The sequence below is a fragment of the Sorangium sp. So ce321 genome, from assembly GCF_051530195.1.
Classification (GTDB): Bacteria; Myxococcota_A; Polyangia; order Polyangiales; family Polyangiaceae; genus Sorangium.
In genome coordinates this window covers 11,319,967-11,344,072 of sequence record NZ_CP150329.1, presented here as the reverse complement: position 1 = coordinate 11,344,072, position 24,106 = coordinate 11,319,967, and the positions used below count along the sequence as shown (strand labels likewise).

Sequence of the window (24,106 nt, the reverse complement as noted above, 5' to 3'; positions counted from 1 at the left end):
GCCATGGCGGGCTGAGGGCTCATCGAGCGCTCCGGCCCGCCGAGCACAGCCTCGCTTCCCGTCACAGCCTCGCCCCCATCACAGCCTCACTCGCTGTTACAGCCTCACTCGCTGTCCCAGCTCATCCCCGTCCCAGCTCATCTCCTCCATCGAGGCAGATCCGCGCGCCGGCCGAAGGTAGGCCCGTCAGCGAGCGACGCGACGCGCGGCGCCTGCGCGCCGGGCAGGAGCGCGGCTCACACGAGCGACGTGCAGATCCCGACCCGGGGATGGTACACGCCGACTCTGCGCTTCCCACCGCCCGCCTCGGGCGTCACGAGGACGACCATGCTCCGATCGACCGGAGCGTCGGCGCGGATCCGCACGTGCTCGCCGGCGATGACGACGTGCCAGATCTTCACCGTCCCGAACCTCGTCACGACGACACCCTCGTAGATCTGCGCGGGCGAAGGCGCGCCGCGCAGCGCCAGGCGACAGGCGGTGTAGCTGCCCAGCGCCTGATACAGGAGCACGAACGGCATGAGCGCGAACGAGAAGGCGAGCACCGTCTCGACGAACGAGATGTGCCGGTAAAAAGAGCCGGCCACGAGGAGCACGGCCCAGAAGAGCAAGGCGTACCCGACGCCGGCGAGCTGGTGCCGGGCGTGGCGCAGGGCCGTCCAGGGGCGCGGGGGTGGCCCGCGAAGCTCCGCCGGCAGCTGGATCGCGTCGAGTGACTCCATCGTGCAGCTTCGACATACCCTCGATGCCCGCGGAGCTCAATCGCGCATCGCGGGCTCTGCCCCCTTCCCGCTGCCCGGCGTTGGACACGCGTCGCGCCGCGGGCGCAGGTCGAGCGCGCCGCTCGCTCAGCTCGCCTGGATCCCCGCGGGTCGCCGAGTTCCTCTGGAAATCTCCGCCGGGTGGCGCACGATCAGCCGCACCATGACCACCCCGCGCAACCGCAAGATCGTCCTCGCCGCCCGGCCGTCCGGCGAGCCCAAGGTGTCTGATTTCCAGCTGATCGAGGAGCAGCTCGCCGAGCCCGGCGAGGGCCGCGCGCTGCTGCGCACGCTCTATCTGTCGCTGGATCCGTACATGCGCGGCCGCATGAACGCCGGCAAGTCGTACGCGCCGCCGGTCGAGATCGGCGACGTGATGGTCGGCGGCGCCGTCAGCGAGGTGCTCCGGTCGAGCGTCGCCGGCCTGTCGCCGGGCGACATCGTCGAGGGGAGGACGGGCTGGCAGGCGTACGCGGTCACCGATGGAAGCGACGTGCGCAAGGTAGACCCGGCGCTCGCGCCGGTCTCGACCGCGCTCGGCGTGCTGGGCATGCCGGGCATGACGGCGTACACCGGGCTGCTCAACCTCGGCCAGCCGAAGCCGGGCGAGACCGTGGTGGTCGCGGCCGCCTCCGGGGCGGTGGGCTCGATCGTCGGGCAGATCGCCAAGATCAAGGGCTGCCGCGCCGTCGGCGTCGCGGGCGGGCAGCAGAAGTGCGACCATGTCGTGAGCGAGCTCGGCTTCGACGCCTGCATCGACCACCGCCGCCCCGACCTGGCCGAGCGCCTGAAGGAGGCCTGCCCCGGCGGGATCGACGTCTATTTCGAGAACGTCGGCGGCGCCGTGTTCGAGGCGGCGCTGCCGCTGCTGAACCCCTTCGCCCGCGTGCCTGTCTGCGGCCTCATCGCCCACTACAACGACACAGCGCCGCCCCCCGGGCCAGACCGCCTGCCGGACCTGATGCGACAGGTGCTCTCGAAGCGGCTGATGCTGCGCGGCTTCATCGTCGGCGACTTCGCCGAGCAACGCCCCGAGTTCCTCCAGGAGACGAGCCGGTGGATCCGCGAGGGCCGCATCAAGTACCGCGAGGACATCGTCGAGGGGCTGGACAGGGCGCCCGAGGCCTTCATCGGGCTGCTCAAGGGCGAGAACTTCGGCAAGCTGCTCGTGCGCGTCGCTTCCTGAGCGCGGTCGTGAGCGGGATTCCAGGAGGTTTCATGAGAAGAGATTGAACCACAGAGGCACAGAGGCACAGAGGAGAGAAGAAAGTGATTGTGCGCTCTGCACATTATATTCTGTTCTTTATCTCTACCTCTGTGCCCTCTGTGCCTCTGTGGTTCAATCTCTCCATCCTCACGGAACCGGGGTGCCTCGCTCGACGAGGCGCCGGCCAGCGGATCAAGGCGCGAGGATCAGCGCGCCGCCCGGCGGGATCGTCATCGAGAGCGTGCCGGCCGCGGAGACCACCGCGGCCTCGCCGCCGAGCGCGTCCGTGAGCTCCGTGCCCTCCGGGAGGCCGAGCGACTGCGCGACCTCGACCGAGATGTCCTGCGCCGTGGCCGCCCGCGTCAGCGCCACGACAGCGGACCTGCCCTGGGCGAGGCGGCGGCCGAAGACCAGCGTGTCCTCCGTGGCGGTCAGGTTCACGTAGGCGCCGCGGCGGAGCGCGGGGACGTCCCGGCGCGCGGCGCCGAGCGCGCGCACGAAGTCGAGGGTGTCGAGCTCGTCCGGCGTGAGCTCCGCCTCCGGACGCCACAGGCTGCGGTTGTTCGGGTCGACGCCGCCCCACTCGCCGTACTCGTCTCCATAATAGAGCAGCGGCGCCCCCGGCAGCCCGAGCAGCCACGCCATCCCGAGGCGCACCCGCTCATAGACATCGGAGGACGCCGGCGCCTCGGCGGTGTCCGACCACTGGTTGTTCGGGACAGACCGGTCGTGAGCCTCGTCCCTGCCGTCGTAGTCGGCCAGCGTCGCGAACCGGGCCGTGTCGTGGCTGCCGAGGTACGGCGTCATGATGGCGCCCTCGGGCCACCTGCGCTGCCCGTCCTCGACCCAGTACGCGGCGTGCAGCATGCCCCTGCTCTGCTCACCCCAGGCGAACGTGCGGTACGAGACCCCGTGGTAGAGGACGAAATCGAACTGGCCGTCCAGCCCCTGAGGGCCGATGTACTTCGCGATCGTCCCGTAGTTCTCGTCGTTGCACGACTGGCCCTGCCCGCAGTCGCTCCAGCCCATCGCCGTCTCGCCCATCAGGAAGTAACGGGTGCCGGCCGGCTCGAACGCCGCCCGGACCTCCGCGGCGAGGTTGCGCGTCGCGACCTCCTCCACGTGCTTCACGGCGTCCACCCGGAGCCCGTCGAGATCGAACTCGTCGAGCCAGTAGATCGCGTCCTCCACGAACGCGGCGTTGGCCTCGGGCACCGTGTGGTCCACGTCGGGGAGGTAGCCCGCGAACATGCAGTCGAGCGCGTGCGACGTCCAGTCGCACCCGTCCGTGCCGCAGACACACCCCGTCCTGAACCAGTCCGGGTGCGACGCGACGTACTCGTGATCTTCGTGGACGTGGTTCACCACGAAGTCCTGGAGCACGCGGATCCCGTGGCGGTGCGCCTCGGCCACCACCGCGCGGAGCGCGCCCGCGCCGCCGAGCCGCGGCTCCACCTCGCGCGCCTTGATGGGCCAGTACCCGTGATACCCGGTGACCTGGTGGACTCCATCGCTCGCAGGGTAGGCGCCGGCAGGGTTCTCCTGGAACGGCGTGAGCCAGATGGCCCGCACGCCCAGCGCGTCGAGCGTGCCGTCCTCGATCGACCGCCGCAGCCCCTCGAGGTCGCCGCCGGCCCAGTCGCCGCGCGGATCGGCGCCGGGCGTGGGCGGCGCGTTCATGTCGGGGTCGCCGTCGCGGTAGCGATCCGTGACGACCATGTAAATGAGCGCGCCCTCCCAGGAAAACGGCTCCTCCTCGACCCAGAAGACAAGCCGGAGCGGCTCGCCGGCGCGGCCGCTGCGGGTCGCGCCGCGCAGGGTCACCCGGTACTTGCCGTCGGCGAGGCCTCCGAGCGCGATCCGCACGTCGCCGCGCGCGTCGATCGAGATCTCGTCCTCCGTGAGCGGGCGCGCCTCGCCGTCCTGGTCCAGCAGCGTCGCCTCGAACGCGCCCGCCTCGGGCCCCGCGCCCTCGATGCCGTCCCTGTACACGAGCCGCGCCTCGAAGGCGCCCTGCCCGGGGGCGGCCCGGGTCACCTGGCTCGAGGCGACCGAGAACGCCGGAAGGCGGCAGTCGGGGACCTTGACGGCCGAGTTCTCGGTCCCGCCGACGTACTTGCGGCGCCCCTCCGCGGGGTCGAACACCCACGCGACCTCGCTGCCGGACCGGACCGCGATCTTGTACCCGTGGAGCCCCGGCGGCAGGTCGACGGTGGCCACGAGCTCGCCGGGCGTGTCGCCCTCGACGAGCTCCGGGGCAGCGTCGAGATCGAAGCCGTTCCACTCGCCAGGGACACGGACGTCCGTGGCCCCCGGGGGCGGGGTGAACGTGAACGACGTCGGGCAGAGCACGCCACCCTGCTCGCCACCGCCACCGCCACCGCCACCGCCACCGCCACCACCGCCACCGCCGGCCGCCCCGGCGCCGCCGGTGCCCTTGCCGTGGCCGGCGTCGAGCTCGTGATCGTTTCCACACGCCAGCGGGAAGGCGGGGAGCACGGCGGCAGAGACAACGGCCATCAGAAACGCGATGTGGCGGCGCGACATGGCCTCGATGAGTATCCGATCGCGAGACGCATGTCAGCGTACGCGGCGCCTGGAAACAGCGCGCGCGCGCCGCAGGACACCAGCGCTCGTCGAGCTTCGCGCGTCGCACGTAGCGCGGAGAACAACGACGCTCCGCCCCCGCTGTCGCGCGGCCAACAAGAGCAGCTCAGCCGCTCAGCGGCTCCTTGCCGCGCGCGTCCGCGGCGAGGTACTGGCGCAGGTGCCGGCGCAGGGAGACCCGCGTGATCCCGAGCGCGCTGGCCGTGCGGGTCACGTTGCCGCCCTGGGCGGCGTAGACCGCGAGGATGTGGCGGCGCACCGCCTCGCCGAGCGACGCGCTGCCCCGCGCCGGCGGGGACGGCCGCACCGAGCCCGGCCGCGGCGGCGCGCCCGTCGCGCCCGGCGCCGGCAGCGCGCCGATCTCGGGCGGCAGGTGCTCCAGGTCGAGCGGCGCGCCGTGGGAGAGGAGCAGCGCGCGCTCGATGGCGCTCCGGAGCTCGCGGACGTTCCCCGGCCAGGGGTACGCCTCGAGCAGGGCGAGGGCGCGCGGCGAGATCCCGCCGCTCGCCGCGCCGCCGAGGCGCTCCAGGAAGTGCTCGACAAGCCTGCGCACGTCGCCGTCGCGCTCGCGCAGCGGGGGGAGCGAGAGCCCGAGCGCGCTGACGCGCTGGTGGAGAGCGCCGTGGAACGACCGAGCCAGGACGCGGGCGGAGAGATCGACGCTCGCAGCGGCGATGAAGCGGACGTCCGCGACCAGCGCCTCGACGCCGCCGATCCGGCAGAACGGCTCGCCGTCGAGCACGCCCGCGAGCCGCTCCTGGAGCTCGAGCGGGAGCGCGCCGATCTCGTCGAGGAACAGCGTGCCCCCCTCGGCGAGCTCGAGCAGCCCGGGGCGCGCCGCTCGGCGCGCGTCCGCCCCCGTCTCCACGCCGAAGAGCTCCTCCCCGAGGCGCTCGGCCGGCACGCGCGCCGCGCTCACCGCGACGAAGGGACCGCCCGCGCGCGGGCTCGCCGCGTGCAGCAGCCGCGCGCAGAGCTCCTTGCCCGTGCCGGGCTCGCCCGTGATGAGCAGCGGCGCGCGCTCGTGCCCCGCGGCGAGCTGCCGCAGCTGATCCATCGCGCGCGCCCAGCGCTCCGAGGCGCCGACGAGGCGCGCCTCGCTGTCATCCTCGACCCAGAGGACGCGCGTCATCATCCCGCCGCCGAGGGAGCGGAGGTATCCGGTGCGCCGGGAAGGGGCTGCGCTTTCTTCCACCTCGCGTCTCCTCGATTCATGGGCATGACGGCGAGCGCCGTGCCTGCCATTTTCTTCATGGGCATGACGGCGAGCGCCGTGCCTGCCATTTTCTTCATGGGCATGACGGCGAGCGCCGTGCCTGCCATTTTCTTCATGGGCATGACGGCGAGCGCCGCGTCTGCCGTTATCTACGTTACCGTGCTGTCCCCGGAGCAGGCCGTGACGAGGGCGAATCACCGGCGACCGGTGACAAGGGATGATGGCTGACAGATGCCGGATGATCTCACCCGGTCAGCGACATCCACTCTACCGCGAACGATGCTCTGGCGGAAGGGAGATCCCGACGGGAGGCGGCCGGACGGAGAGAAACTACGTGCTCAAAATTTGTGCGTGAGCGCGGACCTGGGTTAGTCGACCCGTGTACCCGAAAGGAGAGACGACGAGATGAGCTCGAAGCGCAAGACCCCGGCCCGCACGAAGACCACCAACAAGGTCCCGAGCCCGCTCGCTGCCCCGGCCACCTCGCGGGAGCCGAGCGCCGTGCAGCCGAAGGGCGCGGTCTCCGCCCCCGCCGCCGTCGAGATGCCGTCTCCGGTCGCGGAGCTCGCGGCCGAGCGCACGCGCGTCGCGGCGCCGAAGCTCGCGCCCTCGCCCTCGCGGCTGTCGCGCGAGGAGCGGCACCGCCTGATCGCCAAGGTGGCCTATGGATATGCCGAGAGGGCCGGCTTCCGGAACAACCCCGTTGACGACTGGCTGAACGCCGAGCGCGAGGTCGACGCGCGGATCGATCGCCTCGCGAGCTGAGGCCTCCCCGCGGCGGGCGCGCGGCGCCGCCGCCCCGGGCCCACTCGGACCCACGCGCGAACGACAGGCGCGCTGGCGCGAGATCCAGCAGAGGTGTCCGGAGGTGCCCGCCGGGCAGGGCCTCGGTCCGCGACGCGCGTGGCCGACCGAGGCCTGCACCTGCCCACGAATCCCACACGATCGGCCGCTCCCCCGCGGCGCTTTCAGGTCGTCGAGCGCGCCGGTCCGGCGCGCTCGACGACCTGAAAGCGCCCGACAGCGCCGCGGGGGCGTCTTCGAGGCTCGTAGCGGCGCCGCGGGATGGGTATCCTCGCCAGGGACGCGGGCGGTGAGCTCGCTGCCCGCCGTCCCGCGCGCGCCGGTCGCCTGGCCCGCGAAGGTCTGCACCCCGAACCTTGCGCCATGCATTCAGGTCACGTCGTCGCCAACCGCTTCCAGCTGGAACGCCTCGCGGGCTCCGGCGGGATGGGCGCTGTGTGGCGGGCGCTCGATCGGCAGAGCGGCCAGGCGGTCGCGCTCAAGGTGATCTTCAACCAGGGCAGGGAGCACGTCGTGCGCTTCCAGCGAGAGGCGCGCCTGCTCGCGGAGCTCGAGCACCCCGCGGTCGCCCGCTACATCGACCACGGCGTGACCGCCGACGGGCTCTACTACCTCGCCATGGAATGGCTCGAGGGCGAGGACCTCGGCGCCAGGCTGTCGCGCGGACCGCTCGGGATCGAGCACAGCCTGATGCTCGTCGGCCGCGTCGCCGAGGCGCTCGCCGCCGTCCACGCGCGCGGCATCGTGCACCGCGACCTCAAGCCGACCAACGTGTTCCTGCCCGGCGGCGACATCGACCGCGCGAAGCTCATCGACTTCGGCATCGCGCGCCAGGCGGACGCGACCTACGAGCTCACCCTGACCGGCTCGGCCATCGGCACGCCCGCCTACATGGCGCCGGAGCGGGTCCGCGGCGACCTCGACGTCGACGCGCGCGCCGACCTCTACTCGATCGGGTGCCTGCTGTTCGAGTGCATCACCGGGCGGTCGCCGTTCGTCGCCCAGCACCCGCTGTCCGTGCTCGCCAAGGTGCTCTTCGAGGCCGCGCCGCGCCCGAGCACCTTCTGCCCGAACATCCCGCCGTCGCTCGATCTGCTGGTCGCGCGCCTGCTCGCGAAGAACCCCGCGGAGCGCCCCGCGGACGCGGGCGAGATCGCCGCCGAGCTCCGGATGCTGAGCGTCGTCGAGGGCAGCATGGCGAGCGGCACCGGCCTGCCGACGCCCGCGCTGACGAAGAGCGAGCGGCGGCTCGTCAGCGTCGTCCTCGCGGCCGAGATGAGCGCGGGCAAGCGCGGGCCGCCGTCGGCCCGCCCGCAGGCGATGGCGGGCCCGGCGCGGGCGAACGACACGATGCTGTCGGGCCACCACGCCACCGTCGTGTCCGGCAGCAAGGACGCGCTGCCCGCGGACCTGCTCGCGCCGGCGCCGCCGGTGCGGCCCCGGCCCGCCCCGCCGCCGACCACGCCGTTCCACGAGGTGCGGCAGGCCGCGCAGTCGCACGGCGCCGTCCTGGAGGTGCTCGCCGACGGCTCGGTCGCCGCGGTCGTCGCCGGCGCGGGCTCGCCGACCGACCTCGCCGGCAACGCCGCCCGCTGCGCGCTGTCGATCCACGCGCTCCTGCCGGGCGCGTGGGTGGCGCTCGCGACCGGCTGGGACGTCATCGCCGGGACGCAGGCGGTCGGGCAGGTCATCGACAGGGCCGGGGCGCTGCTCGACGCGCGCGTGCGCCACGCCTCGGACGACCCGTCCTCGGGCCGCCCGGTGCTCATCGACCAGATGACGGCGGCGCTCCTCGGCGATCGCTTCGAGACCGCCGCGGGCAGCCAGGGCCCCACGCTGCTCGGCGCGCGCGAGCCGCAGGACGGCGGGCGCAAGGTGCTCGGCAAGCCGACGACGTGCGTGGGGCGCGAGCGGGAGCTGCGGGCGCTCGAGGACCTGCTCGACGAGTGCGCCGCCGAGGGGGTCGCGCGCGTGGTGCTGGTCACGGCGGGGGCCGGCGTGGGCAAGTCGCGCCTCGGCTACGAGCTGATCCGGCGCGTCGAGGCGCGCAGCGAGCCGGTCGAGGTGTGGCGCGCGCACGGCGACCCGATGCACGGCGGGGCGCCGCTCGGGCTGATCGCGCAGCTCGTGCGGCGCGCGGCGGGGCTCTCGGAGGGCGAGCCGCGCGATCCGCTCGAGCAGCGGCAGCGGAAGCTCGCGGCGCGGGTGGCGCGGCACGTCGGCGAGGCCGCGCGGGAGCGGGTCGCGGAGCTCCTCGGCGAGCTCTGCGGGGCGCCGTTCCCGGAGAGCCCGGCGCTGCGCGCGGCCCGGCAGGACCGCGCGGTGATGGACGAGCAGACGCGGCGGGCGTGGCTCGACTTCCTCCGGGCCGAGTGCGAGGCGCAGCCGGTGCTGATCGTGCTGGAGGACCTGCACTGGGGCGACCGCAGCACGGTGGAGTACATCGACGCGGCGCTGCGGCTGCTGCGGCACCAGCCGCTCCTGGTGCTGGCGCTGGCGCGCCCCGGGGTGCGCGAGGCGTTCCCGGATCTCTGGGAGGAGCGCGAGGCGACGGAGATGCGGCTCGGGGAGCTGTCGCGCCGCGCGTGCGAGCGGATCGTGCGCGAGGTCCTCGGCGACGCGCTCCCGGCGGCGGAGCTCGGGGCGCTCGTCGACAGGTCGGCGGGCAACCCGTTCTTCCTCGAGGAGCTCGTGCGCGCGACGGTGGAGAAGCGGCCGCGGGGGGTGCCGGAGACGGTGCTCGCGATGATGCAGTCGCGGCTCGCGGCGCTCGAGCCCGAGGCGCGGCGGGTGCTGCGCGCGGCCGCGGTGCTCGGCGAGGTGTTCTGGCGCGGGGGGGTCGAGGCGCTGCTCGGCGGGGGCGGGCAGGTGCCGCAGCTCGAGTCGTGGCTGCTCACGCTCGAGAAGCGCGAGCTCATCGTGCCTCGGTCCGAGTCGATGCTCCGCGGGGAGCCGGAGTTCGCGTTCCGCCACGGGCTCGTGCGCGACGCGGCCTACGAGATGCTGACCGACGCGGACCGCGCGCTCGGGCACTGGCTCGCCTCCGAGTGGCTGGAGCGGGTGGGCGGCGATGACCCGGCGGTGCTCGCGATGGTCGACCAGCACGTCGGCCGCGCGGCGGAGGAGGCGCTCGCGCTCGGCAACGCGGACGGCGCGGCGGGGCACCTCGCGCGCGCGGCGCGGCTGCGCGTGCGCGCCGGCCAGTTCGAGGGAGCGATCGGCGCGATGACGCGGGCCTTCGAGCTCGCGGACGTGTCGCGGCGCGAGCCGGAGCAGCTCGGCCGCTGGGTGGAGATCCTCTCGGAGGCGGTCAGCCATGCGCGGCGGGCGCCGTCGCTGGCGGCGGCGTCGGACCGCATCCTGTCGCGCGTCGACGCTGTCTCGCCGCTCGAGCTCCGGGTGAGGTCGCGCGTCGAGCTCGCCCGCGCGCTCGGCGCGACCAACCAGTTCCGGCTGTCGCACGACCTGCTCGACGCCGTCTTCGAGCTGGCGCTCGGGCACCCGGACCTCCTGCGCGAGGCGCTGATGGTGGACCTGGAGGTCTCGTGCCTCCAGGGGCAGTTCGCGCGGGCGCGGCGCGCGGCGCTCGACCTCGACGCCCTCGGCCCGATCGACGACCCGCGGGCGCTCCTGTCGGTCGCCCTGGCGCGGGCCACCTCGGGCGACCGGCCCGGCGCGATGGAGGCGCTCGCGCGCTCGGAGGCCGCGTCGGACCCGGGCGATCGGGCCGCGGAGGCGGTCCGGGCGAAGCTGCTCGTGATGATCGAGCTCTACACGGGGGATTTCCGGGCCGCGGTGCGGGCCTGCGAGCGCGCGCTCGAGCTCGATCGCGCGCTCGGGCTGCGCTTCGACGGGGTGGTGAACCTGCACAACCTCGCGTACGCGTGCGTCCGGCTGGGCGATCACGAGCGGGCGCGGTCGCTCTTCGCGGAGTCGCTGGAGCAGGCGGACGAGGCCGGGTACGACCGGGTGGCCGCCTCGAACCGGATGTACATCGCGTACCTCGACGGCGTGAAGGGGGCGGGGGACGCGCGCGAGCGGCTGAAGGCGCTCATCGCGCGGGCGGAGGAGCAGGGCTACTGGCACGACGTGCTGCAGGGCCGCTGGGCGGCGGCGATGCTGCTGAAGAACGCGCGCAACGACGCGCTCGCGCGGCGCGAGTTCGAGGACCTGCTCGAGCTGTCGGTGCGGCTCGGGGACCCGCTGCTGGAGAAGGACGCGCGCGCGTGGCTCGACCGCGCCGAGCGGTGAGGGGCGGCGGGGGCGGGTGTGCGCTGGGTACGGTCACCCAGCGAAGCCGTGATGGTACGGTTACACGGCAAGCTCGGCCGCTACCATCGGTCTGATTTCAACGATACGCGCCCCAGTCGACGGAGTACTGGCGAGCCGCCGCGTCGGCCGCCGTGAGTCCGGGTTGCGAGAGGTACACGCGAAACCCCGTGGGCGTCGGCTTGTAAATCGACGTCACGCCGTTCGCGCTGAAAAAGGAGCTCTGGCCCCTGAGCGACGCGAAGTAGAGGGGCGTCACCGTCCTCTGGCAGGATGAAGTGTTCACCTCAAGATAGACAGAGTCCGTCGCGGATTGAACCCAGTTCGAGCCAGGTGCGGTGCTTCCCGTACACTGGTTGAGGTTCGTCTGCGCAGCTGGCGGAGTCGATGCCCAGTTGATATGCCAGTTTCGCTGGTTCGCGATGGCAGGCGTGATGCCGTCCTGCACGACGTAGACGCGAAACCCATCCTTCGTCGGCAAATAGATGTTGTTGGTCCCAAACGTCGTCCAGTGGTAGCCTGAGCCACCAAGCGACGTGAAGTAGCGCGGCTTCGACGTCCTGTTGCAGCGGGTAGTATCGACATCGACGAGGACCGTTCGCGTGTTGTACTGGACCCAGCTGGTCGCGCCTGGCGTCGTGCGGCCAGTGCACATCTCGTTTTGATTCTGGTTGATGCTCGCGCCCTGCCAGTTCAGGTGCCACTTCCAGCTGTTCGCCTGCGCCGGCGTGATACCGCTCTTCTTGACATTGACGCGGAACCCGGTCGACGTCGCGCTGTAGATGGAGGTCGCTCCGAGTGACGTGAAATGACCCGAGCTGCCGCCGAGCGAAGTGAAGTACGCTGGCGGCGGCGCTGGATCCGCCGGAAAGTTGCACTGCGTCGTGTTGACGTCGAGGAAGATATGGTCCGCACCGTCCTGCTGCCAGTCCGTGTACCCGGGCGGCGTCTGACCTTGGCACGCGAAAGGCTGGGTCGAGGTAATCGAGCGAATCCATGGTACATAATCCACCGCTCGCGTGAAGACAGTATATGTCGAGCACAACTCACTGCCCCATGAAACGATCCCAGCGAGTTGCTGATGCCCGGCCTCGTTCGTCGCCGTAAGTGGCCCGCCGCTGTCGCCGAAGCATCCACCTTTTACGCCGTTCGCATAGCCGGCGCAGATCATGGTTGGTAACACTTGTCCCCACGTAGCCATTGCAGGCGCACACGTCGCCTGATCGACGATGGGCAGGTCGGCCTTCAAGAGCACGCTCGAAATGTCGCCTGTCTCCGTTACTCCCCAGCCGGTGATCGTCGCCGTCACCGTCTCCGTGTCCGTCGACATATAGCGCCCGTCAGGCATCTCGATCGGCTGAACCGAAGAGCCGAACGTGACCGGTGAATTCATCCGAACGATCGCGATATCGTTTCGTCCGGTCCCTGCATCGTAGCTCGGGTGGGGAACTATCTCAGCGCCAAAACGCACCTGTTCGGTCGCCTCCGTGACGACGCGGTTGCGATCGCCTGCCACTATGTCGAGAGCGCTCGGGCTTACGACGATTCCATCGTCATATATGCAATGCGCGGCTGTCACGACATATCGGCTCTGGCTTCCGCCTATCAACGGATCCGGCAGGAGCGTCCCGCCGCAGAGATGAGTTCCATCCGACTTATAAGCGATGATGCGCGTTTGCCACGGCGCATAGCTGGCCGGCGCCGGTGTGCCTCCGATGACCGGATCCGATGATTCGCCGATGAGATCGCCCTCGTCCTCGTCCTCGGCCCCATCCGCACAGCTCGCGATAGCGCATGAGGCGCCAATGAGGATCAGCCTACCACCGACGTGTCGCAACAAGCCTATCGCTGCATTCATTGATTATCCTTCATTTCAACGGAAGACAAATTCACCTGGACGGGGGACCCGCTTGCCCGCCCTGTCCTTCGGGAATCTATGGCGTAACAAAATGAAATATCCGTTCCGCGCGGCCCGTCAAGCTCGCTCCTGTGACGGTAGGCAGGCGACGTAAGGCGTGATCAGCGACCCACAAGCTGCGATGACCTGCCACTGGCTGCGTCCACCGGCCGCCCGGCAATTTCTTGCTGATCTCGACGACAACCATATCCCGCCGTGCCGGGACAAGGTACTCTGCCCAGTCGCGTTGCATGATGTGAATGAGGAAGAAGGGGGCGCGCGCGGTCGATGTTAAGGCTCGACGAAGCGAGCTTCTGGTGCGGCTCTCGGGCTGCTGCCACGAGCTGGTGCCGCGCCGGTCCAGGATGGAGGATCTCGGCTCGCTCGTCGAGAGTCGATTACGTCTCGGAAGTGCCCGGCGCTGCGACATGCCGGCGGCGTAGGTCCCGTAGGACGTGCCGGCGCCGGACGACGGGTTCGGCCCGGCGGGGACGAGCTTCACCTCCACGGCGAGGTCCCCAGGCTCGGGGCTGAACAGTTGGGCCGGGGCTGGGGCCATGTCTTCGGAGAGGGGGGCGATCCGTCGCCCCGCCTCCGGGAATCCCGACGAAAGCGACGGATCGCAACGGTTCGGCCCCGCGGAATCGTCCCGCCAGGCATTCGAGCGGCGCGGAACGAGGCCGGTCGCGAAGCGTGGGGCGCCTGTCGATGCGGGGCGCCGTCCCGGCACGCGTCGGAGTGACACGACGTGTGCCCGGACGTTTACAGGAGGGCCTCCGAAATGACACGACGTGTGCCCGGACGTTTACAGGAGGGCCTCCGAAATGACACTACGTGTGCCCGGACGTTTACAGGAGAGCATGCGGAGTGACACTACGTGTGCTCGCGCGTCCACAGTACGGGGTGCCGGTGGACCTGCGGGCCAGATCGGAGCGGTGCGCAGCGGCACGGCGCTGGTCCACCTCCATGAAGAGCACACGGACGCGCTCCGCGGGAACGCACGTGAGGAACCTTCTCGCGCGTCCTCGCACTGCTCGCGGAGCAACCGGATTCCCGGTCTCCCGGACCTCACGCGCTGGTGCTGAGGTCGATCTCGGACGTGTCCGCCGCCTCGGTGCTCGCTTTCGGCAGCTCGAACCAGAAGAGGCTCCCCTTGCCCACGACCGTGCGGAGCCCCGCGCGGCCGCCGTGCGCCTCGACCAGGCGTTTGACGGTCGCGAGGCCCAGACCCAGGCCCGGCACTCGAGCGCCTTTCGCTCGGACGTGAGGCTCGAACACGGTCTGCTCGATGGCGGGCGCGATGCCGGGCCCCGTGTCCTCCACCTCGATCCGCACGGCATCTCTGGCATCGAGCACCCGGATCGAGACGCGACAGACCGCCGCGTCGCCGAGGTACTTGAGCGCGTTGCGGATCAGGTTGGCGAGGACGCTGGTCAGCACGCCGGGGCTCGCGGCCACCGCGCACGGGGCGAAGGGCTCGACGCGGATCTCCGCGCCCAGCTCCACCGCGACAGGGGCGAGCTCGACCATGAGGTCGTCGAGCACGGGGTGCACCTCGGCGCGCGCGCCTGGCTCCGGCCTCGCGCCCGCGCGAGCGAACTCCAGGAGCCCGTCGGTCATGCGCTTGACTCGGATGACGGCCTGCCGGCCCCGCTCGAGCGACTTTTGTGCCGGCTCTCCTTCGCCGCACCGCCGCAGGGCGAGGTCCAGCGCGAGCGCGACCGTGCCGAGTGGGCTGAGCACGTCGTGCGCGACCCGGCCAGCGAACTGCTCGAGCTCATCCGCTCTACGCTCCAGGAGCACGCTGTGCTGCCAGAGCAGCCGCACATGGCGCCGGACCTGCACGGCGGCCGCCGCACAGGCCAGCAGCGCGAACGTCACGCTTGCCGTGTTGAGCACCAGCGCGATCCGCCGCGAGCGAACGCGGTTGGCCGCGATCTCGATCGCCATACGACGTGCCTGTCGGGCGTTGAGCTCGATGCTCGCCATCACGGCCTCGCTCGTCGCATTGAAGTCTGCTCTCAGCGCGTCGTCCACGAGCTTGTTGGCCTCGTCCGGATGGCCGTTCGCCACCAGCGAAAGGACCCGGTCGGCGTCCAGACCGAGCTTGCCGAGCTCCTGCGCGACGGTCTGCCACTGCTTGCGCTCTCCCGGATAGACGGGCAGGCCGAGGTAGGCGTCGAGGCTCCGGGATAGCTTGTCACGCGCCTGATCGAACTCGTGGCGGTCGACCGGCCAGCCTAGCACGGCGTCGTTGACAAGGTCGCTCAGGAGCGCCTCGGTATGCCTCAGCTCGGCGCGCGCGGCTGCCAGGTGCATGATGCTCGGCGTGGCGTTCTCCGCCAAGCTCATGGCCGCCGCGTCGATCTCGGCGGCTCGGTGCTCTGCGTAGGCGGCCGAGATCACGAAACTCGCGATAGCGGCGAAGAACGCCGCAAACAGCGACAGCAGGATAGACGGTAGCCGCTCGATCATAAGAAAAGATTTCGACTTCGCCGGGGCCTTCAGCCGTCGCGTTTCCATGCCGGGATACTGTGACCCCGTCCGCCCGAGCGCAACGCGCGAAGAGCGTCGGAGCCGCGGGGGATCGCCCTCGCTTCATCGGTGGGTGCCCACCGGGCTCGCGTCGAGTCATAGAAGTGCAACCCCTCCATTGCTGCAGTTGTACTTGCGGCGGCCGAGTGCCACGGCGCCATCCCCTCCCTCGACGCCAACAGTCGTGAGCCCGCTCTCGCACCGGTTCACGGCCGCAGGCCCGCCCGCGACGACGGCCGCCGAGCATGCGTCCCCACCGAACATGCCGTCCGCCCAACGCGGCCCGGACAGACAGCCGGTGCCAGGAGGTTCGCGCTCGTGCGATCCACGCAGGCAGCTGCGCGCTGGCGCACGCTCTGGACGGTACGAACCACGTTCGTGGTGATGTTCTCGCCTAGATTCCGTTTGACGCCGAATCTTGTCATCAGAAGAATAGCCCGCGTTGCCACGTTGCTCGCGTGTTGCGAAAGACGGGGAAGCAGACGATGAGGACGACAGGCCGGCAGATCCCATCGGCGACAGTGCTCGCTCTCGTTCTCAGCGTCGTTTCGACGCAGGCAGACGCATCCGAGCTGAGCGCCGGAATTAGCCTCGGATGGATCCAGGCTGGCACCGCGACGCGCCTCGCGGTGAGCCCGCATGCGGGGATCTCCTGGCGCATTACGAGCAACATTCTATTTCATGTTCACGATCTGTTCAGCGTCGTGCCCCCGATCCGGATAGGTGGGGCCGGTGTTTACAACAGCACCGCCGCCGCCCTCGGATATGGCTGGGATCATGGCGATTTTAGCGCGGGTCCGTCCATCGCGATCTACTTCATGCCAGCCTGCGGAAGCGCCTTGTGTGGGCGCGTTGCCGGGATGGCAGCAGGCGCGCATGCGCAAACCAGCGCGTACGTTGCAGGACCGCTCGGCGTGTCGGTGAGCGCCAATGTGGACTGGGTTGGTGGGAGCAGCCTTGTGCTTCCAGGTTACGTGTCGGTGCTTGTTGTCGCCGGTCCCGTGCTTCGATGGAGTGTAAAATGAACACAAGAAAAAATCTGTTGCTGATTGTGGCTATCGCCGTCTGGGTGCTATCGGCGTGCAACTGGACGGTAGGAGACTGTTATCCCCGCGAGGAGTGGGAGAAGGGTGAGGGTGCAGGTGGACCAGTCGGGCGGCCCGTTCCCGTCTTCAGCGCCAGCGCATCGGGGGACTTCGGGGCTGCACCGCCGGAAGGCCCGCAGGATGGCAAGAAGGAGAAGATCCAGTGCAACAAAACGGAGGACGAGGACGAAGACGAAGAGGAAAGCCCGAGTGATAGCTCGGAGACGCCGACAGCTAGCCCGACGAGCCCGCCGGATCCCTGTCAGCAGAGCGGCGCTCCGCAAATGGGGTGCAACATTTCGGTGTTCGAGCCGTCGATTTTTCAGTTTGTTACGATCGTAGCCTACGATGGGACCGTAGCAGGCGGTTGGCAGGAGGCGAAGCCGGGGCTAGTGTTCAGACGAAATGGCCGAGGCGTCGACGCGTGCATGGTTCACATCGGAATGCCATTACGAACTGTGGCTTGGGGCGAGATCTCGACGGAGAGAGCGGCGCTCATCAGTTCAGATCTGGTGAATCGGATAGCTGCAAAGTTTTACGAAGAAGGGCTTACCGAACTGCCGCCTGGTATATTCTGCGAGAAATTCAAGGATGAGATGCGCCGGCGGTTCGAGAAGGCTGAAGATTACAAGGGCCTCGGTGCCAGGCTTATGAATTGATCCTCCCCCGCTTCCCTGGACACCCCCGAGGTCGGATGGAGGCAGGGACGGGACGGAGGAGGAGGGCGTTCACGCCCGAACTCAAGGCGGAGGCGGTACGGCTATGAAGCACAGTCTTAGAGAGCTGCTGGACGTCGTCTACAGATATTACCCACGTGGCATTGATATCATCGAGCAAGCCGACATTCAGCGCTACAAGGAAACCGAGGAGTACGTCCGTCTCGTGGCCGCGCGGCGCCGCGCGGCTACGGACGAACGTTGGCCTGCCTTGCTGCGTCGGATTGAAGAACAATTCCCTGATGGCACTGTCATGAACGATTCGTTCCACCTGCCTACGGGGTCCTTGGACGCCTCCTACTCCTTTTCGTTCTCTCTACCAGACACAGCCAACGGCCGAACGCTGTGGTTTAAAATAAGCTTTATCGTTCCTTATTATATCGTCTATGGCTATCGCTTGGTCGAGTTTGTGAAGCAGCCAGAGAAATTTAGGGTTGTCTTTGGCGGCATCAATTTCTTCAATCCTCGAAGTCCGCGCGATCCGGAGCTCGTGTCAAATTCCGATGATGAAATGCTGAAGAGTGTTAGGTTTGACGAGTCGTACATCGACTTCGAACTGTCAGCCGACGAGCTGCCGTACGTAGAGTGGATCGCCCGCGACATTGAAGCGACATTCGGTTGTGAACGCATGCCGCCTGAGATCGGCATCGTGCTCGTGCCGGACGCGGCGGTGACCCCACGGCCTCTCGGGGAGGCGAGACTCTACGATTGCCTGTTTACGGCCGGTCATGAATGGGTGCCCCCTTCGCCGTCTGAAGTCCGGACCCCTGGCGTAGAGGTCGATGCGAGCAACCTGACAGGCCGGTTCGTCGCGGTCCTCAACGTATTGGCGGCGCTCTACAACATCTTGTGGAGCCTGATGCCAGAGGCGCAGGGGGCCTTCTTCGGGGGGGTGACAACAGATGGGGTCCTGCGCAAAGAAGAAGTATTGAGAGTGCTTGCAGAAATTCGGGTGCTCATGGATCCGCCGAAGACTGCACGCGGCATCGCTTCCAAGCGCGAGCTCGAAGCTGCCATGCGCGAGCTCGAAGCGCTGGTCGCTGCGTGGGATGGTGAAGGCGAGCCGCCAGCCTCCATGGTCGCGTGGGCCTCCAGCTTCCTGGCGACTTGGCTCGTGGACTCGGACCCCAAAGCCTCCTCGTAGTCGTCGCCGAGATCCGCGACGTGCTCCCGTGATGTGCCTGGGGCTATTCGGGAAAGCGAAGCGTCTCGTGGGCCTCGCCGATCTCCCCCACCGTCACGCTGCCATCGTGGTTCCAGCTGGTGCCGCCCTTGCCCGGCTGTCCGGTCTCGATGGTGACGCCCTCGAGCGTGAGCTGGTCCTCGTCGAGGTAGGCGACGCCGATCGAGTCGCCGCCGCGCCCCGGGCCGCCGTAGCCGCCGGGCCCTCCTTGGCCGCCCCGGCCGCCGAAGCAGGCGGCGAGTTCATCCCCCAGCGTTCCGCCCGGTGCGCCTCGGCCGCCTCGGCCGCCGTCCTGGGGTTCCCCGCCGTCGCCGCCCCTGCCGCCAAAGTCCGCCGTGATCTTGGTGTCGCGCACGGTCACCCGGGCGTGAAGCGCGAGGACGCCGACGGACGGCCGTCCGTTCTCTCCCCCGCGGCCTCCTCGGCCTCCGCAACCGCCGGCCCCTCCCGAGCCTCCTCCTGGACCACCCTTCGAGGCCACGCCGCACACGGCGAGCCCGCCCCGATGACCGCCGCCGCCGCCGCCGCCCTGGCCCGGCGTGCCCCAGGTCCCCTCGCCGCCCGTGTCGCCCTCCCACCCTGTCTCGGTGAGGCGCCCGATGCCCTTGCCGGGCGTGCCCTGCGTCCCCGGAGCCCCCGGGCCCCCAGTGAATCCCGCGGAGCAACTGCGGTTGTCCCGCTCCCCGAGACCGCCGCGCGAGGGCGAAGCGTAGGCGGGCTCCCCGTCGCCTCCATCCTCGGCGCTGTCGGGCAGCCCGTCCCCTCCCTTGCCGCCAACGCTCGTGAGCCCGCTCTCGCACTGGTTCACGGTCGCGGGCCCGCCGGCGACGACGGCCGCCAAGCACGCGTCCCCACCGAAATTGCCATCCGGTCCGTCCGGTTGCCTGGTCGGCCACTTCTCGCCAGCACCGCCTCCACCTCCTTGGCGGGCGGAGATCTCGCTCCGCAGGATCTCCACTGCCGTGCTCGACTGAACGAGCACGCCGACCGCGCCCGCCGAGCGGACGTAGAGATCGGCGAGCGTCGACACCCCGTCGGCGGCCCCGCTGTCCTCGGGGCCCGCGGGCTCGACGATCACCATGGGGCCGAAGACCCGATCGTGATTGAACAGGGTCCGCGGGGGCAGGGAGTCGCGCACCCATTTCCGGCAGTGGAAGCCCCCGAGGAGATCCACGCCGGAGGGCACCCTGATCTCCTCCACGATGAATCCCTCGTTGCAGAGGAACACGCGCCCTCGTCCAGCGCGCGCGAGCTCGATGGCGCGCGCGACGGTGTACACCGGCTTCGCCTTCGTGCCGGGGTTCCTGTCGTCGCCAAAACCGTAGTTTCCGGCGAGGAACACGCCGCAGCCGTCGTCGAGGATATCGGCGGCGACGTGCTCGAGGCAGACCGACTCCGGAGGCGGCTCGTCCTCGCACGAGGTGCCTTCACAAGGCGTCACGCCAGGGTCGTTCACGCCGGGAGCGGTTCCGCAGCCGGTTGCCCACGGCGACAACAGAAGGATGAAGGTAGCAGCGGTGCTCTTTCTCATGGACGTCTCCTGACGTGCGCCGCCAGCACAGCGCGGTTCATCGAGGCGGCTCCGGGTCTGGCGCATCGAACCGGTACCAGAACAGCGCAGTCCCCTCTCGCCCCTGGCCGAGCCCGCTTTCCAGGGCTGCGTTGCCGCCGAGCCCCCCGGCGCCGGCTTCCCCGGGCAAGACCGTCGCATTCTGCAAGATGGTCACGGAGGCGCCGACGGAGCCGATGCCGAACGAGTGGCCGCCGAGACCGCCGCCGGCATCGCCCCCGCGGCCACCATTGCCGCCAAAGCCGCCGCGGCAGCCTCGCGACGCCTCGATCAGAAAAGCGCGTCCACCATTGCCGCCGGCAACTCCGAAGCCTCCCCACTGGCCCGTCCCGCCGACACCGCCATCGCCGCCCTTGGCTCCGAGGACCGTGCTGGCATCGACAGTGAGGTAGCTCCCCTGCAAGGCCACGATCCCGACGCTCGCGCCGCCGTAGTCGCCTCCCTTGCCCCCCTTGCCACCGCACCCGCCGCTGCCGCCTGATCCGCCGGCCGCACCGCCCTGGGGCCGACCGGCCGGACACGCGTTCACGGGCTCGCGCCCTTTGCCGCCGCCCCCCCCGCCGCCGCCCTGGCCGACGCCGCCCGGCTTCCCGTCGTCCCCGCGGACGCCGGCCCATCCGTCGAGGCCCAGGAGACCAGGATCCATTGCTCCGGCGGCGCGCTCTGCATCGGCGCCGACTGCTCCCCTCTCGCCATCCTTGCAGTCCATGCTGACCGCGCCGGAGCCACCCAGGCCGAGGTCGGGCGGATTCCCGGCCGGTTCCGGCAGCCCTGAAGCTCCATCGCGGCCGGCCTCGAGGCCTCCATCGCCCCCCTGGCCACCCGCCGACTCGATGCCGTCGCCGCACATGGTCACGACCGGAAGGGCGCCCGGCGCCATGTCCGCGGTGCAGGCGTCCGCGCCGTTGTTCCCCACCACGCCGGCATTCGCGCGGAAGCTCGGCGCGTCCTCGCCCGACTCTCCATCCTTGCCGTCGCCTGCGAGGATCACGCTCGACTGCACGATCGCCCTGGCCCCATGCTCCAGGATCATCGCGATCGACGACTTGCCATCCGCGGAGGCGTCGGCCGCCACGGCGCGCACGCCGAAGATCACCGACGTCGCGTCGTCCCCAGCGATGGCGGCGTCGTCCCCCCCGAGCACCCGCACCGGGATGCCCACGGGCGGCGCGATGACGGTCAACGCGTTCGGCCCATCGAGCGGCCCCCCGTAGGACCAGTCGCCGCCGGCACACAGACGGCCGCCCCAGAGGTCGACTCCCTGCGGGAGCGAGATCGCCTCCTCGAACGCCCCGCCGCAGGCGTACACGCGCCGGGTCGGCGCCTCGCCACGCCCTCGTCCGTGCGCGGCGAGCCCGATCGCGTGCTGAAGCGTCTTGACCGGCGCTCCCTTGTTCCCCGGGCTCTCGTCGTCGCCTTGCTCGCTGACGAACACGCCGCATTCATCCAGGGCCGGCGCCATCGCTGGATCGCCGTCACAGGGCCCCGGTTGGGGAGGAGGGCTCTCGCACAGGAAGCCCGCCGCACAGTCTTCAGAATAGCACCCGAGCGTGCCGGTGGCGCCGGTCATGCCGAGCATGAGGGCCGCGAGGTAACGAACGAGCTCTCGATCTCGCCAGCTCAAGTTGCGACGCATCCCCACCCTCCGCCTCACCATGCACCTTCGAGGATCACACCTGCCCGCTCGCTCGTCGTCACCGGTACGATGCGGAGGCCTTTGGCCGGTCGCGCGGGTCGCGCGTCCCCGAAGACCGCGACCTCCGTAAGAAAGGAGGCCGCCGTCGCGATGCCGAACGCGGCGCTCGTCGCCAGCGACACCTTGCCAAGGGTGGCGAACAGGTCCCGCTCCTCGATCTGGGCATGAATGTCGGCGCACGCCGCCGGCGCGCTCGCTTTGCGGCAGGCGTCGGACGGCCACCCCTGCTCGCGACGTACAGTGTTGGCCTCGCGCAGGTTGGTGTGCACCACATGAGCGCGCAGGAGGAAGACCGCGCCGGCCGCCGCCGTCGCCGTCGTGAGCACGACGCCGCCAATGCGCGCCGTCCGCGGCCATGTAGCCGATGGCGCCGGAGCCTGCGTGGAGGTCGTCGCCGCGTGCGCCTCCGTCGCCGCCTTCTTCGCCGGGCCCCCTGGCTCGCCCTCGCCCGTCCTGCTCACCGCGGCGCGCGGCAACTGGATCGTCATCCTCGGCTCTGTCGCCGCCCGCGCGTCCAGCGTCTGGGATGCTTCCTCACGGCCCGGTGCTCGGGCCCGCACCATGTGCATGCCAGGCTCGAAGAACAGCGTGTAGGTCCGCCTGGGTCGGCCGATGGGCTTGCCGTCGATGAGCACCTCGGCATCCGGCGGATCCACCGACAGATAGAGCGTCGCGACGAACGGAACAGCCTTGGCCAGTCCGTCGTCAAATCTCTTTTGCTGCACAGGAGAAAGCGCCTTTCGCCGCTCAAGGCTCCATGCCAGGTGCTCCGCCGCGTCACGGAACTTGCGCAGGTCGAGCTCGCAGAGGCCCAGCTCTCCAGCGATCTCAGCAGCCTCTCGCTCTGTGACAGATGTCGCGTCGATCGCCTCGAAGGCCGCCTTGTAGGCGGCGTGTGCCTCGGTCGACTTGCCCGCTGCCCGAGCTCGTCGGGCGCGACGAAGATGGTCCTTGACGTTCGAGCCGTCGCTTCGCGCGAGGGCCGGCTTGCCGTCCTCCGCACGGACCGGATGCGTGGTGCCGATCACGGCGCCAAGCATCAGGCACATCCAGAGCGAGTGCGCAACGAAACGCATGCATGGACCGTACTGACGCCAGCTGTGGCGCGTCAACGGCGCTGAAAGTGTCATGATCCGAGCGATCGAATGAGAATTCCACAGCCGATCTAGGAAGGTGGCCATCGAGGCTCGTGCAGTCACATGCCCGACGACCCACATGTCACACGTTATCCGACCGGCCCTGGGGCCGCCCTGCATTTTTTTGAAGCCCTGCAGGCGGCTCAGGTGTTCTACCGGTCATGGGCGAGCCAGGCAGCACCCCTACCGGCTTCGAGTTCTTCCGGCGCCTCGCGCGGCGTCTCGGTGTCCCTGCGCGACACGCAGAGGACCTCGCGCAGGACGCCTTGCTGCGGGGACTGGAAGCGGATCTGCGGGTCGAGCTCGGGGAGGCCCGAGCGTCCTACGGTGCCACCATCGTCCTGAATCAGGCGCGAAACCACGTCCGGAACGCACGCCGTCGGGGGGAGGTCCTTACCTCGTTCGACGAGCACGAGCTTCGGGCGGAGTGCCCGACTCCGGAAGAGATGCTCCGCAGGCAGCAGCGGGAGGCGCTCCTCCGCTACCTGATCAACCAGGTCGACCCCAGGTACCGCGACGTCTTGATCAAGCACGCGATCGAGGAGGTGCCGCTCGTCGAGATCGCCTCCGAGCTGGGGCTCAACCCGAAGACGGTGAGGACACACTACCGCCGAGCGCTCAAGGGCCTCGCCGTGGCCGTGGAACGCCGGAGGGCGCGGCAGCGCTCGCGCGGATGGGACGACGCTGCATGCGTCCCGTTCGCCTTCGATCTGCGCGGCCGCGAGGGGTGGCTGAGCAAGCTAGGCCGCCTGGGCATGAAGATCCTGGTGCAGGGGGCGGTCGTCGTGCTGACCGGCGCCCTCATCGCGCCGTTGCCGGACTCGTTCAGTCCGGAGTCGTGGTTGCGGCAGGCGGCGGTGCACGCCCCTGCGCCCGCATCGGCCGCGGAGGAGAACGCTCCGCCACCGGCCCAACTCTCGACGCGCGCGGCGGTCGCGACGGCCGCGCAGGAGACCGAGCAGCCGACGCAGGACCGAGAAGCACGGGGGCCTGCTCCGTCAGGCGCGCCGGTTCGTCGTACCTCGCTCCCCGTCCGCGCCGCGGTCCCAGCCGTCCGCAAGCGCGAGCAGAGCCTCATCGCGGAGGCCCGAAGGGCCATCGAGGACCATAGCGCGGTCGCAGATGCAGAGGCGCGCCGGTTGCTCGAGACGCATGCACGGGAGTTCCCGCAAGGGCAGCTCGCCGCGGAGCGTGAAGCGCTCCTGGCGCAAATCCGCTGAGTCTTCGGCGTCCCTCCGACAGCCAGCAGGCGGTGACGCAGGTGATGTCGTCGGACATCCACAACCACGGCTGCGGTCGCCGCTGTCTGCTCGCGTGGGGGCGGGGGCGGAAATTGAACAGGGAGGCGAAGAGACAGGGAGTATTTAGAAATTCCCCTCCCCGTCTCCCCGCCTCCCTGTGAATTTTCCGAAGAATTCGAGGGG

Annotated in this window: 16 protein-coding genes; 8 read left to right on the top strand and 8 right to left on the bottom strand. The window is 69.9% G+C overall.

Annotated elements, in window-relative coordinates; all coding sequences use genetic code 11:
• Positions 1 to 236: 236 nt before the first annotated feature.
• Positions 237 to 722 (bottom strand): hypothetical protein, encoded by a 486-nt coding sequence (locus WME89_RS42045; RefSeq protein WP_438005211.1) that lies wholly within the window; start codon positions 720 to 722, stop codon positions 237 to 239.
• 202 nt (positions 723 to 924) lie between these two features.
• Between WME89_RS42045 and WME89_RS42040 the strand changes: the two genes are divergently transcribed.
• Positions 925 to 1,947, top strand: a complete 1,023-nt coding sequence (locus WME89_RS42040; protein WP_438005210.1) for an NADP-dependent oxidoreductase — start codon at positions 925 to 927, stop codon at positions 1,945 to 1,947.
• 213 nt (positions 1,948 to 2,160) lie between these two features.
• Here the strand turns inward: WME89_RS42040 and WME89_RS42035 are convergent, their stop codons facing one another.
• Positions 2,161 to 4,488 (bottom strand): alpha-amylase family glycosyl hydrolase, encoded by a 2,328-nt coding sequence (locus tag WME89_RS42035; protein ID WP_438005209.1) that lies wholly within the window; start codon positions 4,486 to 4,488, stop codon positions 2,161 to 2,163.
• Between the two features lie 193 nt (positions 4,489 to 4,681).
• Positions 4,682 to 5,770 (bottom strand): sigma 54-interacting transcriptional regulator, encoded by a 1,089-nt coding sequence (locus WME89_RS42030; protein ID WP_438005208.1) that lies wholly within the window; start codon positions 5,768 to 5,770, stop codon positions 4,682 to 4,684.
• Positions 5,771 to 5,794: 24 nt separating this feature from the next.
• Between WME89_RS42030 and WME89_RS42025 the strand changes: the two genes are divergently transcribed.
• The 3 genes from WME89_RS42025 (at position 5,795) to WME89_RS42015 (ending at position 10,846) form a co-directional block, all read left to right on the top strand.
• Positions 5,795 to 6,019, top strand: coding sequence for a hypothetical protein (locus WME89_RS42025; RefSeq protein WP_438005207.1), 225 nt, complete (start codon positions 5,795 to 5,797; stop codon positions 6,017 to 6,019).
• A gap of 177 nt (positions 6,020 to 6,196) precedes the next feature.
• Complete coding sequence (locus WME89_RS42020) at positions 6,197 to 6,556, top strand: DUF2934 domain-containing protein (protein ID WP_437620416.1); 360 nt, start codon at positions 6,197 to 6,199, stop codon at positions 6,554 to 6,556.
• A gap of 402 nt (positions 6,557 to 6,958) precedes the next feature.
• Entirely contained in the window at positions 6,959 to 10,846 is a 3,888-nt protein-coding gene (locus WME89_RS42015) for a protein kinase domain-containing protein (RefSeq protein ID WP_438005206.1), read from the top strand.
• A 97-nt stretch (positions 10,847 to 10,943) separates the two neighbouring features.
• Here the strand turns inward: WME89_RS42015 and WME89_RS42010 are convergent, their stop codons facing one another.
• A complete protein-coding gene (locus tag WME89_RS42010) occupies positions 10,944 to 12,722 on the bottom strand; it encodes a serine protease (RefSeq protein ID WP_438005205.1) in 1,779 nt (592 codons plus the stop codon).
• 1,107 nt (positions 12,723 to 13,829) lie between these two features.
• Positions 13,830 to 15,284, bottom strand: coding sequence for a sensor histidine kinase (locus WME89_RS42005; protein ID WP_438005204.1), 1,455 nt, complete (start codon positions 15,282 to 15,284; stop codon positions 13,830 to 13,832).
• 470 nt (positions 15,285 to 15,754) lie between these two features.
• Here WME89_RS42005 and WME89_RS42000 point away from each other — a divergent pair, with 470 nt between their 5' ends.
• From WME89_RS42000 to WME89_RS41990, 3 genes are all read left to right on the top strand, one after another.
• Complete coding sequence (locus WME89_RS42000; RefSeq protein ID WP_438005203.1) at positions 15,755 to 16,321, top strand: hypothetical protein; 567 nt, start codon at positions 15,755 to 15,757, stop codon at positions 16,319 to 16,321.
• Positions 16,318 to 17,040 (top strand): hypothetical protein, encoded by a 723-nt coding sequence (locus tag WME89_RS41995; protein WP_438005202.1) that lies wholly within the window; start codon positions 16,318 to 16,320, stop codon positions 17,038 to 17,040. The genes WME89_RS42000 and WME89_RS41995 overlap by 4 nt, the downstream gene beginning before the upstream one ends.
• A 103-nt stretch (positions 17,041 to 17,143) precedes the next feature.
• Positions 17,144 to 18,241, top strand: a complete 1,098-nt coding sequence (locus WME89_RS41990) for a hypothetical protein (protein ID WP_438005201.1) — start codon at positions 17,144 to 17,146, stop codon at positions 18,239 to 18,241.
• A gap of 43 nt (positions 18,242 to 18,284) precedes the next feature.
• On the opposite strand, the gene WME89_RS41985 is transcribed toward WME89_RS41990, so the two are convergent.
• From WME89_RS41985 to WME89_RS41975, 3 genes are read right to left on the bottom strand one after another with little or no spacing between them, the layout of a single operon-like run.
• Positions 18,285 to 19,811 (bottom strand): hypothetical protein, encoded by a 1,527-nt coding sequence (locus WME89_RS41985; protein ID WP_438005200.1) that lies wholly within the window; start codon positions 19,809 to 19,811, stop codon positions 18,285 to 18,287.
• Positions 19,812 to 19,848: 37 nt separating this feature from the next.
• Positions 19,849 to 21,486 (bottom strand): hypothetical protein, encoded by a 1,638-nt coding sequence (locus WME89_RS41980; protein WP_438005199.1) that lies wholly within the window; start codon positions 21,484 to 21,486, stop codon positions 19,849 to 19,851.
• 14 nt (positions 21,487 to 21,500) lie between these two features.
• Entirely contained in the window at positions 21,501 to 22,622 is a 1,122-nt protein-coding gene (locus WME89_RS41975) for a hypothetical protein (protein WP_438005198.1), read from the bottom strand.
• A gap of 221 nt (positions 22,623 to 22,843) precedes the next feature.
• Here WME89_RS41975 and WME89_RS41970 point away from each other — a divergent pair, with 221 nt between their 5' ends.
• On the top strand, positions 22,844 to 23,902 hold the full coding sequence (locus WME89_RS41970; RefSeq protein ID WP_438005197.1) for an RNA polymerase sigma factor: 1,059 nt from the start codon (positions 22,844 to 22,846) through the stop codon (positions 23,900 to 23,902).
• The last annotated feature ends 204 nt before the right edge of the window (positions 23,903 to 24,106 follow it).